15 protein-coding genes and 1 pseudogene are annotated in these 13,680 nt (G+C 72.6%); 9 read left to right on the top strand and 7 right to left on the bottom strand.

What is annotated here, in order from left to right:
* The first annotated feature begins 73 nt into the window (after positions 1-73).
* The 3 genes from ABZ495_RS25210 (at position 74) to ABZ495_RS25220 (ending at position 2,290) form a co-directional block, all read left to right on the top strand.
* Positions 74-1,030 (top strand): lipoyl synthase, encoded by a 957-nt coding sequence (locus tag ABZ495_RS25210; protein WP_329487348.1) that lies wholly within the window; start codon positions 74-76, stop codon positions 1,028-1,030.
* Positions 1,031-1,287: 257 nt separating this feature from the next.
* Positions 1,288-1,473, top strand: coding sequence for a hypothetical protein (locus tag ABZ495_RS25215; RefSeq protein ID WP_359838211.1), 186 nt, complete (start codon positions 1,288-1,290; stop codon positions 1,471-1,473).
* Between the two features lie 127 nt (positions 1,474-1,600).
* The gene (locus ABZ495_RS25220) at positions 1,601-2,290 is read left to right on the top strand and encodes a DUF4191 domain-containing protein (RefSeq protein ID WP_359838213.1); all 690 of its coding nucleotides are present in this window, start codon (positions 1,601-1,603) and stop codon (positions 2,288-2,290) included.
* Between the two features lie 93 nt (positions 2,291-2,383).
* On the opposite strand, the gene ABZ495_RS25225 is transcribed toward ABZ495_RS25220, so the two are convergent.
* Positions 2,384-2,851, bottom strand: coding sequence for an RDD family protein (locus ABZ495_RS25225; protein ID WP_329487351.1), 468 nt, complete (start codon positions 2,849-2,851; stop codon positions 2,384-2,386).
* Between the two features lie 254 nt (positions 2,852-3,105).
* Between ABZ495_RS25225 and glnA the strand changes: the two genes are divergently transcribed.
* Positions 3,106-4,518 (top strand): type I glutamate--ammonia ligase, encoded by a 1,413-nt coding sequence (gene glnA / locus ABZ495_RS25230; protein WP_329487352.1) that lies wholly within the window; start codon positions 3,106-3,108, stop codon positions 4,516-4,518.
* Positions 4,519-4,615: 97 nt separating this feature from the next.
* Here the strand turns inward: glnA and ABZ495_RS25235 are convergent, their stop codons facing one another.
* Entirely contained in the window at positions 4,616-5,833 is a 1,218-nt protein-coding gene (locus ABZ495_RS25235; RefSeq protein ID WP_359838215.1) for a cytochrome P450, read from the bottom strand.
* A gap of 143 nt (positions 5,834-5,976) precedes the next feature.
* On the opposite strand from ABZ495_RS25235, the gene ABZ495_RS25240 reads away from it, so the two are divergent.
* Complete coding sequence (locus ABZ495_RS25240; protein WP_359802731.1) at positions 5,977-6,333, top strand: ArsC/Spx/MgsR family protein; 357 nt, start codon at positions 5,977-5,979, stop codon at positions 6,331-6,333.
* A gap of 46 nt (positions 6,334-6,379) precedes the next feature.
* Here ABZ495_RS25240 and ABZ495_RS25245 read toward each other — a convergent pair whose 3' ends face one another.
* Entirely contained in the window at positions 6,380-6,850 is a 471-nt protein-coding gene (locus tag ABZ495_RS25245) for a pyridoxamine 5'-phosphate oxidase family protein (RefSeq protein ID WP_359838217.1), read from the bottom strand.
* Positions 6,851-6,934: 84 nt separating this feature from the next.
* Between ABZ495_RS25245 and ABZ495_RS25250 the strand changes: the two genes are divergently transcribed.
* Positions 6,935-7,486 carry a DUF1697 domain-containing protein gene (locus tag ABZ495_RS25250; RefSeq protein ID WP_329487356.1) on the top strand — a complete coding sequence of 184 codons (552 nt, stop codon included), beginning with the start codon at positions 6,935-6,937 and terminating at the stop codon, positions 7,484-7,486.
* Positions 7,487-7,639: 153 nt separating this feature from the next.
* Positions 7,640-8,185 (top strand): DUF1707 and FHA domain-containing protein, encoded by a 546-nt coding sequence (locus ABZ495_RS25255; RefSeq protein ID WP_329487357.1) that lies wholly within the window; start codon positions 7,640-7,642, stop codon positions 8,183-8,185.
* Positions 8,186-8,217: 32 nt separating this feature from the next.
* On the opposite strand, the pseudogene ABZ495_RS25260 reads toward ABZ495_RS25255, so the two are convergent.
* A pseudogene (locus ABZ495_RS25260) lies at positions 8,218-9,182 on the bottom strand (DUF1152 domain-containing protein).
* Positions 9,183-9,245: 63 nt separating this feature from the next.
* Between ABZ495_RS25260 and ABZ495_RS25265 the strand changes: the two are divergent.
* A complete protein-coding gene (locus ABZ495_RS25265) occupies positions 9,246-9,839 on the top strand; it encodes a hypothetical protein (RefSeq protein ID WP_352286977.1) in 594 nt (197 codons plus the stop codon).
* A gap of 218 nt (positions 9,840-10,057) precedes the next feature.
* Here the strand turns inward: ABZ495_RS25265 and ABZ495_RS25270 are convergent, their stop codons facing one another.
* Both ABZ495_RS25270 and ABZ495_RS25275 read right to left on the bottom strand, forming a co-directional pair.
* A complete protein-coding gene (locus ABZ495_RS25270) occupies positions 10,058-10,777 on the bottom strand; it encodes a hemerythrin domain-containing protein (RefSeq protein ID WP_359838219.1) in 720 nt (239 codons plus the stop codon).
* Positions 10,778-11,145: 368 nt separating this feature from the next.
* A complete protein-coding gene (locus ABZ495_RS25275) occupies positions 11,146-12,213 on the bottom strand; it encodes an alpha/beta hydrolase-fold protein (RefSeq protein WP_359838221.1) in 1,068 nt (355 codons plus the stop codon).
* A 433-nt stretch (positions 12,214-12,646) separates the two neighbouring features.
* Between ABZ495_RS25275 and ABZ495_RS25280 the strand changes: the two genes are divergently transcribed.
* Positions 12,647-13,408 carry an SDR family oxidoreductase gene (locus ABZ495_RS25280; protein WP_359802743.1) on the top strand — a complete coding sequence of 254 codons (762 nt, stop codon included), beginning with the start codon at positions 12,647-12,649 and terminating at the stop codon, positions 13,406-13,408.
* A 49-nt stretch (positions 13,409-13,457) separates the two neighbouring features.
* Here the strand turns inward: ABZ495_RS25280 and ABZ495_RS25285 are convergent, their stop codons facing one another.
* Positions 13,458-13,679, bottom strand: coding sequence for a hypothetical protein (locus ABZ495_RS25285; protein WP_329487364.1), 222 nt, complete (start codon positions 13,677-13,679; stop codon positions 13,458-13,460).
* Between the last annotated feature and the right edge of the window lies 1 nt (position 13,680).

The raw sequence follows: 13,680 nt of genomic DNA on the forward strand, positions 1-13,680 counted from the left end.
CCACGGGCCCGGCGAAGGCCGTACAAGCACAGGCGTACCCTGGGGGTACCCCGTCTAGTTCTAGGAGTCGCACGTGTCCGCTGTCGCACCCGACGGCAGGAAGCTGCTCCGCCTGGAGGTCCGCAACAGCGAGACCCCCATCGAGCGGAAGCCCGAGTGGATCAAGACCCGCGCGAAGATGGGGCCGGAGTACAACGCCCTCCAGTCGCTGGTGAAGAAGGAGGGGCTGCACACGGTCTGCCAGGAGGCCGGCTGCCCCAACATCTTCGAGTGCTGGGAGGACCGCGAGGCGACCTTCCTCATCGGCGGTGACCAGTGCACCCGCCGCTGCGACTTCTGCCAGATCGACACCGGCAAGCCCGCCGACTTCGACCGTGACGAGCCGCGCCGCGTCGCCGAGTCCATCGTGACCATGGACCTCAACTACGCCACCATCACCGGCGTCGCCCGCGACGACCTGGCGGACGGCGGCTCCTGGCTGTACGCCGAGACGGTGCGCCAGGTGCACGCGCTGACCGCCGGCCGCGAGAGCGGCCGCACCGGCGTCGAGCTGCTGATCCCCGACTTCAACGCCGTCCCGGAGCAGCTGGCCGAGGTCTTCTCGTCCCGCCCCGAGGTGCTGGCGCACAACGTCGAGACGGTGCCGCGGATCTTCAAGCGGATCCGCCCGGCGTTCCGCTACGAGCGCTCGCTGGACGTCATCACCCAGGCCCGCGCGGCCGGGCTGGTGACCAAGTCCAACCTGATCCTGGGCATGGGCGAGACCCGCGAGGAGGTCAGCCAGGCGCTGGCCGACCTGGTCGGCGCCGGCTGCGAGCTGATCACCATCACCCAGTACCTGCGCCCGTCGCTGCGCCACCACCCGGTCGAGCGCTGGGTGAAGCCGCACGAGTTCGTCGAGCTGCAGCAGGAGGCCGAGGAGCTCGGCTTCGCCGGGGTCATGTCCGGCCCGCTGGTGCGGTCCTCGTACCGCGCCGGGCGGCTGTACCGGCAGGCGCTGGAGCACCGCGAGCGGACCGCGGCGGTCTGACCGCGTCCGGTCGTGTTCCGGCCGCGGGGCCGCGGTCCGGTCCGGCCGCCGTCCGGTGTGAGCCATCTGAGGGGCGGAGCTACGGCTCCGCCCCTTCGGGTTCACCGGGCTTTGACTGACGGGTCACGGGCTGGTAACACGGAGTGGTGAGGATGGAAGCGTTCGAATCATTTCCGCCACACGATCCACCCTGTGATCCACCACGAGATCCGCGACGAGATCCGCGACAGGATCCGCCACGAGAGGAGCTGTTCGACATGCAGGTCGGCATCCGGTCGGTGGGCACCGCGCTGCGGCTGGCCGAGAGCGTGCTGCTCGCGGGCGGGCAGCGACAGGCCCGGCGCAACGCCTGGGCCGCGGTCTGCGAGAACCGCCGCTACGCGGCGGACCGCGAGCGCGACACGGTGCCGGGAGGCCCCGTGGCGGAGTCCGCGCGCCGTTAGGGCCCCTCCGGCGCCGCCCCCGCGCGACCACTGTGCGCGACCGTCCCGGGGCACCCGGGTCACGGTTCGGTGCGAACGGGTACCCGGGCTTGGTTATCCCGTACCGACGGCACGTACCATGAGCGTTATGGCGAGGGAAACATCCGAGAACCCCGGGCGACTGAAGCAGATCCGCCTGGCATACACCATGACCAAGAAGGTCGACACCAAGATCGGCCTGATCATCGCCGGCGTCGGCCTGCTGACCTTCGGCGTGTTCCTCGCCATCGGCTTCGCGATCGACCACCCGATCTATCTGGGCATCCTGGGCTTCATCGTGGCTTTCCTGGCCATGGCGATCGTCTTCGGGCGCCGGGCCGAGCGCGCGGCGTTCGGGCAGATGGAAGGGCAGCCGGGGGCCGTGGCGGCGGTGCTGAACAACATCAAGCGAGGCTGGAGCGCGAGCTCCACCCCGGTGGCGGTCACCCGTAACCAGGACGCGGTCTACCGCGCCGTGGGCCGGGCCGGCATCGCGCTGATCGGCGAGGGCAACCCGAACCGGGTCCGCCAGCTGCTGGCGTCCGAGAAGAAGAAGATGGCCCGGGTCGTCGGCGACGTGCCGGTGCACGACATCGTGGTGGGCACCGGCGAGGGCGAGGTCCCGCTCAAGAAGCTGCAGGTCCACCTGATGCGACTGCCCCGCGCGATCACGCCCGCCCAGGTCACCGAGACCAACGACCGCCTCCGCGCGCTGGGCGACCTGCTCTCCAAGGCGCCGATCCCCAAGGGCCCGATGCCCAAGGGCGCCCGGATGCCCAAGGGCGGCCAGGTCCGCTGACCCCCTCCCCCATCGACGCGAACGGCCCCGCCGCGGAATCTCCGCTGCGGGGCCGTTCGTCGTTCCGGGGGGGGTGCCGTGGGGCGGCGCCCGCTAGATGCGGACCTCGACCGTGCCGACCGCCTTGTCGTGCAGGCCGCGGGTGTCGCGGTCCCACACCAGGGCCGGCACCACCAGGCAGAGCAGCAGGGTGCGCAGCAGCACCTGCGGGATGGTCGCGCGGCGGCCGTCCAGGCGGACCACCCGCAGGCCGAACAGCCGCTTGCCGACGGTCGTGCCCGTGGTGGCGAGCAGCAGCACGGTGACGGCGAAGAACAGCGGGGTGGTCCACAGGTTCGCCGAGGCCGGCGAGCCCTTGCCCAGCAGCCCGTAGGCGACCAGGGCGATCAGCCAGCCGTCGACGAACAGCGCGCCCAGGCGCCGGCCCGGGCCGCCGATCGAGCCGGTGCCCTCCTTGGGCAGTCCGAGGCGCTCACCGCGGTGGCCGAAGTCGGCACCCATCTTCTCGGCGGCCGCCTTCGGGCCGTCGATCCACGATCCCAACGCTTCTCTGGTGTCCACGAATCCACACTAACCGGGCGGACGGCGCGGCTCGGCACCGGCTCCCCCGGAGGGTGAATCGCGTCTCCCGGAGCTTCCCAAGTGGTCCAGACCACTCGTGGGGCGCGATCCGGGCCGGCGAAGCGTTTTGCCCCGGAGCGTACGACTTTGCCGCCCGCCCGGGGGCGGCGGTTAACATTCAGGAAACGAGCGGGTCACCGGTCGGAAACGGCCTGTTCCTAGGGTGAGCCCCATTCGCACGCCGAGGAGGATGGATGTTCAACAACGCCGCCGAAGTGAAGCAGTTCATTCAGGACAACGATGTGAAGTTCATCGACGTCCGGTTCTGCGATCTCCCGGGCGTCATGCAGCACTTCTCCGTGCCCGCGGCGACCTTCGACCCGTCCGAGACCCTGATGTTCGACGGCTCGTCGATCCGCGGCTTCCAGGCCATCCACGAGTCCGACATGGCACTCGTCCCGGACCTGGCCACGGCCCGCCTCGACCCCTTCCGCAGGGACAAGCACCTCAACATCAACTTCTTCATCCAGGACCCGGTCACCGGCGAGGCGTACAGCCGTGACCCGCGCAACGTCGCGAAGAAGGCCGAGGCGTACCTCGCCTCCTCCGGCATCGCCGACACCGCGTTCTTCGGCCCCGAGGCCGAGTTCTACGTCTTCGACTCGGTGCGCTTCGACACCAGCGCCAACGCGTCGTACTACCACATCGACTCCGAGGCCGGCGCCTGGAACAGCGGCTCCGCCGAAGGCGACGTGCGCGGCTACAAGGTCAAGTACAAGGGCGGCTACTTCCCGATCCCGCCCGTCGACCACTTCGCCGACCTGCGCGCCGAGATGTCGCTGGAACTGGCCGCGGCCGGGCTGGAGGTCGAGCGCCAGCACCACGAGGTCGGCACGGCCGGCCAGGCGGAGATCAACTACAAGTTCAACACGCTGCTGCACGCCGCCGACGACCTGATGCTGTTCAAGTACATCATCAAGAACGTCGCGTGGCGCAACGGCAAGACCGCCACCTTCATGCCGAAGCCGATCTTCGGCGACAACGGCTCGGGCATGCACGTCCACCAGTCGCTGTGGACGGAGGGCTCGCCGCTCTTCTACGACGAGCAGGGCTACGCCGGCCTGTCCGACACCGCCCGCTACTACATCGGCGGCCTGCTGAAGCACGCCCCCTCGCTGCTCGCCTTCACCAACCCGTCGGTGAACTCCTACCACCGGCTGGTGCCCGGCTTCGAGGCCCCGGTCAACCTGGTCTACTCGCAGCGCAACCGCTCGGCGGCGATCCGGATCCCGATCACCGGCTCCAACGCCAAGGCCAAGCGCATCGAGTTCCGCGCGCCGGACCCGTCGTCCAACCCCTACCTCGCGTTCGCCGCGATGCTGATGGCCGGCCTCGACGGCATCAAGAACAAGATCGAGCCGCTGCAGCCGGTCGACAAGGACCTGTACGAGCTGGCGCCCGAGGAGCACGCCAACGTGCCGCAGGTGCCGTCCTCGCTCCCGGCCGTCCTGGAGGCCCTGGAGGCCGACCACGAGTACCTGCTCGCGGGCAACGTCTTCACGCCCGACCTGATCGAGACCTGGATCGACTTCAAGCGCACCAACGAGATCGCCCCGATCGCCCTCCGCCCCCACCCCCACGAGTTCGAGCTGTACTACGACCTCTAGAAGGCCCTCGCCGCACGGCGGTTCGGCCTCGCACCGTGCCCTGGGGGTCAGCGTTTCGCTGACCCCCAGGGCACGGTGCGTTCCGGGCTCGGCGGGGTCAGCGGATGGTGACGGGGAGGGTGTCGAAGCCGCGGAGGACGAGGCGGTCGCGGCGGGTGGGGACGCCTCCGGGGGCGAGTCGCTGGAAGCGGTCGAGGAGCGCCGGCACGGCGAGCTCGGCCTCCAGCCGGGCCAGCTGGGAGCCGAGGCAGAAGTGCGCGCCGCCGCCGAAGCTGAGCGGCTGGCTGTCCGTCCGGGTGGGGTCGAAGAGTTCCGGGCGGTGGTAGCGGGCCGGGTCGTGGTTGGCCGCGGCCAGCAGGACCAGCACCACCGTGCCGGGCGGCGTCGGCACACCGGCCACGTCGAGCCCGGCGGCCAGCGCGATCCGGGTGGTGAGCTGGACCGGCGAGTCGTGGCGCAGCACCTCGTCGGTGAACCGCGCCGGGGCGAGCGCGCCGGTGCGCAGCCCCGCCATCGCGCGCGGGTGCCGGAAGAGCAGCGAGAGCCCGTTGCCGAGCAGGTTGGTGGTGGTCTCGAAGCCGGCCACCAGCAGCAGCACCAGGTTGGCCAGCAGCTCGCGGCCGGAGATCCGCTCCGGGGCCTCCACGGCGATCCGGGCGAGGTCGCTGACCAGGTCGTCCTGGGGACGGGCCAGGCGCTCGGCGGCGAGCGCGGTGAAGTAACCGGACAGCTCGTCGGCGGCGGCGTCGGCGACGGCCAGCTCGGCGAGGTCCTGGACCAGCTCCAGGGCGACGGTCAGGTCTCCCGCGAGAGCGCGGAACCGGTAGCGGTCCGGCTCCGGGACGCCGAGGAGTTCGCAGATGACCTCGACCGGCAGCCGGAACGCGAATGCGTCCATGAAGTCGACCGGCGAGCCGTCCGCGCCCTGCTCCGCCATCGCGTCCAGCAGCCGGCCGACCGCGGCCTCGACGGCCGGCCGCAGCGCCGCCACCCGGCGGGCGTTGAAGGCCGAGGCGATCAGCGAGCGGACCCGGGCGTGGTCGGGCGCGTTGCGCTGCAGGATCGAGCGGCCGAGCAGGGTCACCGACGAGTGCCGAGCCACCTCGGCGTTCGCCTCCGCCAGCAGCTCGATGTCCTCCAGCCCGAAGCCGGGGTCGCGCAGCACCCGGTTGGCCGCGGCGTGGCCGGCCACCAGGACCGTGCCGGGCCCGGCGGGCACGGCGGGGCCCAGCTCGTGCAGCCGCGCGTACAGCGGGTACGGGTCCGCCATGCCCCTGTCGGCCGTCAGCCGCTCGATGATCGACGCGCCGTCCACCCGGTGCTCCCCTCCCGCGATCCGCTGCCGAGACCGCGTTGCCGGGGCCTCGCTGCCGGTTCGTAAACCGCCGGTGGACGCACGGTAGTTCCCGGGAGCCCGGGTTCACCCGGCCGGGGACCGGCAGTCGGTACCCTGGCGGCATGGAGATCTGGATCAACCCCCGCTGCGGGAAGTGCCGCACGGCACTCGGCGCACTGGAAGCCGCCGGCGCCAAGTACACCGTGCGGCGCTACCTGGAGGACCCGCCGACCGCCGCGGAGCTGGAGCAGGTCCTGGAGCGGCTGTCGCTGGAGCCGTGGGACATCACCCGGCTCGACGAGCAGGCGGCCCAGGACCTGGGCATGAAGCGCTGGACCAGGGAGCCGGAGGACCGGGCGCGCTGGATCGCGGCGATGGCCCAGCACCCGATCCTGATCCAGCGCCCGATCATCACCGCGGAGGACGGCCACGCCGTCGTGGCCCGCACGCCGGAGGTCCTCAAGTCGGTCCTGCCGTAGGGCCCGCGAGCGGACGGTGCCGCCACGACCGGGCGGCCGGCGCCGGTCAGTGCCGCTCGATCCGCCGCACCGGCTCTCCCGGCCGCCAGGACGCGATCCACAGGTGGTCGTCGCCCACGGTGGTGTGCACCGCCTGCTCCAGCTCCAGTCGGAAGGCCTGGAACGGGCCGGGCGGCGGCTCCGGCAGGTCAGCCGCGTAGGCGGCCAGCTCGGTCTCGTCGGTGATCTCGACGGCCCGGCCGGAGAGCTTGGAGTCACCGCCCGCCAGGGTCTCGTCGCTCGGGGTGCTGTGCAGCGCGAAGCGGGGATCGCGCTGGAGGTCGCGCGCCTTCCGCGCGCCCCGCATCGACCCGAGCGTCAGGTCCGCCCCGAGGAAGTCCACCTCGATGCCGCTCACCCGGGGCGAGCCGTCCGCGCGCAGCGTCGCCAGGACGTGGTGCTTGTTCGCCTCGAAACGGGCCCGCACGGCGAGGGCCAGCTCCGGTGCCTCGCGCTCGAAATCCTGCCAGGTAGCCATGGCCTCCAGTCTGGCACCGGGCACCGACCGTGCCCGGGAGGCGCTGTCGAAGGCGCGGTCGGTGCCCGGTGCCAGACTGGACGGGTGACCACCACGACCACGTACATCGCGTTCCTGCGGGCCCTCAACGTCGGTGGCCGGACGGTGAAGATGGAGCGGCTGCGCGCCCTCTTCGCCGAGCTGGGCCTCGACGACGTGCGGTCGTACATCCAGAGCGGCAACGTCTTCTTCCGCACCGCGGAGCCGGACCGGGCCGCGCTCACCCGGCGCATCGAGGAGCACCTGGCCGAGGCGCTCGGCTACCCCGTCCCGACGATGCTGCGCACCGTGGACGAGGTGGCGGCGCTGCTCGACGCCGAGCCGTTCGCGGGCATCGAGGCCACCCCGGAGATCCGTCTGGTGGTCAACTTCCTCTCCGAGCCGCTGCCGGCGGACTTCCCGGTCCCCTACACCTCGCCCAAGGGCGACTACGAGGTGATCGGCGCCGACGCCGGCGCCGCGTACGTGGTGATCCACCTGCGGGACGGCAAGTGGCGGACCGGCAGCAAGCTCTTCGGCGCGTCCTACCGGGGCTCGGCCACGGCCCGCTTCCTGCACACCACCGTCAAGATCCTGGCCGCCGCCAGGAAGGCCTGACCCCGGGCCGGCGGCCGGCCGGCTGGACGGGCCGGCGGACGGGCCGGGTGGACGGCCGGGTGGACGGACCGGCGGACGGGCCGGCGGCCGCCGGTCCGACCGGCGCGCCCGGCAATCTGGACAGGCACGGGCGGGTGACCCGACAATCGGGCCATGACGTCTCCTGAGATCCGGACGCACGTGGTCCGGCCGTCCGAGGCCGAGCGCGACCAGGCGCTCGGGGTGCTGCGGGAGGGCGCGGGCAGCGGCCGGCTGTCCCACGACACCTTCCTCGGCCGGATGGAACTCGTCCTGCACGCCGGCAGTCGGGCCGAGCTCGACCGGGCGATGGCCGACCTGCCGACCGGCAATCCGTTCGGCCGCTTCGTCCTGCGGACGGTGGGTCAGCTCTCGGCCTTCGGCGTGCGGTTGCGCGGGGCCTGGCGGATCGAGCGGCTGCCCGGATTGAGCCTGCCGCACCCCGCCGCAAGGCAGTTGACGATCGGCCGGGTGCCGGGCTCGGGGCTGCGGCTGCACGACGCCTCGGTGTCGCGCCACCACGCCGAACTGCGGCGGGAGGGCGAGGACTGGGTGCTGTACGACCTCGGCTCGACCAACGGCACGCACGTGAACGGGCTGCGGGTCGCGGGCGGCGTCCGCGTCCGCCCGGGCGACCAGGTCCGGTTCGGGAACCTGGAGTTCCGGCTCGCCTCGGGCTGAACGGGCGCCGGGGCCCGGCGCACCCGCCGCCGTCAGTGCGGGAACTGCCGGGGCGGGCGCCGAACCGGCAGGGTGTCGCGGAACTCCTCGATCACGCTGCTAATCTGGCGGGTCAGCACGGTCCGCTCGATCAGGTGCAGGTAGCGGTGCTCGGCGGCCAGGGCCTCGACGGTGACGCCGAAGTACAGCGTCATCAGGGGATTGACGAAGAGCGGGCTGCCCTTGGTGCGGTCGGTGAACCGGACGTCGCCGAACTCGCCGCGCAGGGCGGCCGCCACCGAACCGTTGACGATGCTGGGGTACTCGGGGAACGCGGCCCTCGCGTACTCGACGGCGTCCAGGTAGAGCGCGCCCTCCCGGCTGTCGCGCGGGATCGAGAACGCCCCGAGGTAGCCGCCGGCCCGCTCCAGCGCGGCGAGGTTCTCCAGCACCAGCGCGTGGTTGACGCCGTGGAAGGCGTCGATGCCGAAACCCAGGCAGGCGACCAGGCGTTCGGGGACCTCCGTCAGCCCGGCGACCGCGCCGAGGCTGGCCATGTCCTCCTCCGGCGTGCCCAGGCCGGCCTCGTCGCCGCGCATCAGGATGTCGGTGCCGCCCCGTCGACCAACAGCAAGGCGTCGACGGCGAGATGGGCGGTGAGCGCCCGGTAGGCGTCGCGCAGCGGCCGCACCCCGACCTTCGGGAACGCCCACACCGTGTCGGGCATGCCCTGCCGGTGCAGCCAGCGGGCCAGCGTCCGCTCGGGGAAGTAGCCGTCGGGGGCCGCGGTGTCGGGGCGGATCCGGGCGACGTCGGGCTCCAGCCAGACCTCGGCGGGGAGGCCGTGGAGGTGGCTGAAGGAGAGGTTGGCCAGGTGCACCTCCTTGCCGGCCGCGCGCAGCGCGAGTGCCAGCGGCAGGCCCGCGTACACGTCGAATCCACCGCCGGCGCCGGCGATCAGGATGCGGTCGGCCGCCAGCAGACGGGTGATCAGAGGCGGTTCGAGAAGGGAGGGCACCGGGGGACGGTAGCACCGGGGGCGGCCGGCGGGACTGTCGGTGGTCGGTGCGAGGATGCGGGCATGAACCAGGAGACCGAGCTCAGCTTCGAGGTACGGCGCGAGGCGGAGGAGCGTGCCCGCGAGTTGATCCGCTGCGGGTTCCAGGAGCCGGACGAGATAGCCGAGTCCCTGGTCGACGAGTTCGAGGACCAGGGGCTGGAGCCGGAGGACGCCGAGGAGATCGTCGCCCCGCTCTGGCAGGAGCGGCTGGCCGAGCAGGCTTCGTGGCCGGAGACCACGGACGTGGACCGGCTGGAGGAGGCCTTCGACGCGCTGGAGGAGCAGGGCATCGTCGCGGCGATGGACTTCACCTGCTGTGCGAACTGCGGCTACGCGGAGATCGGCGGCGAGGCGGACGAGGATTCGCGCGGCTTCGTCTTCTTCCACCAGCAGGACACCGAGGGGGCGGCCGCCGGGCGTGGACTGATGCTGCGCTACGGCGGGTTCCGGGCCGACGGCGGGAGCGCCGAGTCGGCGGAGCTCAGGACGGTGGAGATCGGCCGCGCGGTGGTCGCGGCGCTGGAGGCGGCCGGCCTGCCGGTGGAGTGGGACGGCTCACCGGAGAAGGCGATCTGGGTGACTCCGCTGACCTGGCTCAACCGCCTGCCCGAGTAGCGGGCCCCGGTCGTGGCTCGGTACCGGCCCGCGGCGGCACCCTCCCCCGGCCGCCCCGGACCAGCCCGCCCCCGACGGCACCACAGTCAACTCCTACGGGAACATGGGGAGTTGAGACGCCCGACGCGGGCCCGGCGCCGATCATCGCACACCGTCGCGGCATAGGCGCTGGGCATATGCCACGCGCGTAGATCGAGGGCCCGCGAAAGGCCCGCCGCTCACTCGGCGGAGCCGTCCAGGGCCTCCGCCGGGCCCCAGAGCAGGCCGGTGCAGCGCTGGTAGGTCGCGTGCCAGTGCGGCCAGTTGCGCGCCACATCGTCGTCGCACTGGGCCAGTAGGGACTCGACCACCGCCGGCTCGACGCCGTCCAGCAGCCAGGCGAGCGCGTCGGCGGTACCGGGGCCGTCGGCGGAACGCAGCAGGTCCAGCAGCTCCGGCAGGCTTCCCACCCGCGAGGACCGCGCAAAGACCCGCTCCATCCGCGGCAGCAGTTGGCGCTCCTCGATCCGCAGGTGGGTCTCCAGCCGGGCCGCCAGGTCGTCCATGGCGTAGGCGACCGGCCAGGTGCTGCCCGCGTCCCGGCTGGCGATCCGGACCAGGGTGGTGACCCGGGTGAAGGAGTGGTCCAGGTTGTGGTGGTCGCTCTCCAGCCAGTTGAGCAGCAGGCGCAGCTCGGGCGCGAAGCGGCGGACCAACGGCCAGACCCGGATGTCCTGCTGCTCGTGGTGGCAGGTCAGCATCGCGGTGACGAAGGTCCAGTGCCGCAGGAGCGCCTCGCCCTTCTCGTCCTCGCCGGGCTGGAGCAGCCGCAGGGCGTTGGGCAGTCGGGCGAGGTCGCGACGGAGGGCATTGTGCACCAGCCGCAGCCCCGCGAACCGGATGGCCTGCGGCTCCTCGTCGGCGGCCCGCTGACACTGGGAGCCCGCCTGGGCGGGCACGGAGGGGGACGCTAGGGACAGCAGACGGCTCGGCATGGCACTCTCTTCACGACTTGGCACGGCGGGCTTGCACGGCATGGCACGACCGGTCCTCCCGGACCGGTTCCGTGGCTGGCGGCACTGGCGGAATGCGGTCCCACCACAGTGGCCGTAGTCGATCAGAGGCGAATCAATGTCCGATTGACGCGCAGGTCAGCGGCCTGCCGCGGACTTGGCGGCAGCCGTCCGCGCCGTCGGCGACGGGCGCGCCGACGGGGACGGGCGCGCCGACGGGGACGAAGACGGAGTCGGGCCCCGACCCGCCGTCCGGCGGCCCGCGCCGGGGCGGCGCCACCGGACGCGTCCACGGCGGCGCCTCCCCGGCCGGGTCAGTCGCTCTGCGGCCCGGCGAGGTTCCTGGTCAGCCACTGCAGCGTGTCCGGGATCATCTTCTTGAAGTCGCTGGTGAGGTGCTTGCCGCCGGCCTGCTCGTAGTACTCGACCGAGAGCGGCGGTGCGGCCTTGGCGACCCACGCCTTGACCAGCTTCATCTCGAACGGGTTGGCGCCGCCCGCGGTGGCGAGCAGCTTCACCTCGGCCTTGCCCTGGGTGACCAGCAGATCGGGGCTGTTGGCCTGCCGCTCCGCCTCGTGGCCCTTCCAGAGCGGCGAGTCCGGGTTGAAGTAGCCGTCGATCGGGACGGCGGCCTTGAACTTGTCCGGGTGCTGCAGCGCCAGCTTGGCACTGCAGAACGCACCCGTGGAGGCACCCATCAGGCCCCAGCCGTCGCGGCCCTTCACCGTCCGGAAGTTGGCGCGGACGAAGTCCGGGATGTCCTCGGCCATCCAGGTGCCCATCTTGGGCTGGCCCGGGATGTCGGCGCACTCCAGGGCCTTGGCCTCGTTGGAGTCGAGGTTCTGCACCGGCATGATCATGATGAACGGGTGCGCCTTGCCGGCCTTCGCCAGATCGGCGTCGATCTCCTGGATCGGCAGCTGGTTGTCGGTCCAGGTGTTGTATCCCGCGCTCTGGCCGCCCGCGTAGAGGGTGAGCACGGGGAAGCCGGTCCGGGCGTACTTCGGGTCGTTGTACTGGGGCGGCAGCCAGACCCAGACCTTGCCGGAGACGCCCGACTTGGGCCCGTTCAAAGTGGTCATCAGGATCTGTCCGGCCGCGGTGTCCCGGGCCTTGCCGAAGCTCGCCTCCGGGCCGGTGGGCATGAGGACCTTGCCGGCCGGGTTCGGAGCCGTCGTCGTCGGGGTGCCGGGGGCGCCCGTCGGGCTGCCGGGTGCGGGGGTGCCGCTCGCCGTACCGGCGCCGCCCTTGGCGCTGCTCGCCTTGGCGGCGTCCCCCTTGCCGCCGGCATCCGTACTGCCGCACGCCGCCAGCGAGGCGGCCAGGGCGAAGGCGGCGGCGCCGGTCAGGGCGGCACGGACACGGGTGGACTGCGGCTGCACGGTGAGGACTCTCCGACCGATGTCACGCCCGGCCCCTCGGGAGCCGGCCGGCGGCCCCCGGGTGGGGCCGGACAGACCCGGGGTGCGACGTCACGCCGGTCCCCGGGGCGGCGGCGCGCCGCCCCTCGCGGGAGCGCGCCGTCCTGCGATCTTATGACGTGGACCCGGGCGGCCCGGTTGCGCTGCGGCCTGCGCCGATTCAAGGTTTGTCCCCGATCGGGTCAAGCCCCGCAGGCGCCCCCGCCATCCGGCGGGTGGCCCGCCCCGCCGGGTGGCGGGGGGCTCCCCCGGGTCCCCCACAACCGACGGCGCGCCGGACGGGAGGGGGCCGGACTTTGGGACCTTCCACCAGTGACTCGGGGCGGCGGATCGGGAACGATCGCACCTGCCGTCGACCGACGGGCCGCCCGAAGACCCTCCGAGGAGTACCGCCATGCCACAGCAGATCGCCGTCGTCACCGGAGCCGGCAGCGGGGTGGGGCGCGCCGTGGCCGTGGAGCTGGCCGCCGCCGGGTGGCTACCCGTGCTCGCCGGACGGCGGGAGGAGCCGCTGCGCGGGACGGCCGAACTCTGCGCGGCGGCCGGACCGGGCGGCGGGGCGGCCGTCGTGGTGCCGACCGACGTCACCGACCCGGCGGCGGTGGACGTGCTCTTCGCGGCGGCCGCCGAGCCGTTCGGCCGGGTCGACCTGCTGTTCAACAACGCCGGGACGTTCGGCGCGCCCGCCGCGGTGGACGAGCTGGACATCGCCGAATGGCGGGCGGTGGTCGACCTCAACCTGACCGGCGCCTTCCTCTGCGCCCGGGCAGCGTTCCGGCAGATGAAGGCCCAGGACCCGCGGGGCGGCCGGATCATCAACAACGGCTCGATCTCCGCGCACGTGCCGAGGCCGCACTCGATCGCGTACACCGCGACGAAGCACGCCGTCACCGGGCTGACCAAGTCGCTGTCGCTGGACGGGCGTCCGTACCGGATCGCCTGCGGGCAGATCGACATCGGCAACGCGGCGACCGAGATGACGGCGGCGATGAGCACCGGCGTGCGGCAGGCGGACGGGCGGATCGCGGTGGAGCCGACCATGGACGTCGCGGACGTGGCCCGCACGGTGCGGCACATGGCGGAGCTGCCGCTGGAGGCCAATGTGCAGTTCGCCACGGTGATGGCGACCGCGATGCCGTACATCGGACGCGGCTGACCCGGGCCGCGGGGGCACCCGGCCGACGCGGGCCGCGGGGCACCCGGCGCTACTCGTCGTGGGAGTGGCGGTAGCGCCGTCGGCCGCCGGTCTCGTCCAGCCGGTAGACGCTGGTGGTCGGCCAGTACTCGCCGGCCTCCGCGGCGGGCAGTTCGGCCCGCAGCACCATCCGCAGCGAGGGCGGCGGAGCCGCGGCGTGGACCCGCTTGCGGTGACCGTCCCAGCGGCCGCCGCACAGTTCGACGTCCAGGACGGCGGGGGTGGTTCTCATC

It is taken from the genome of Kitasatospora sp. NPDC005748, assembly GCF_040630735.1.
In the GTDB taxonomy this organism is placed as follows: domain Bacteria; phylum Actinomycetota; class Actinomycetes; order Streptomycetales; family Streptomycetaceae; genus Kitasatospora.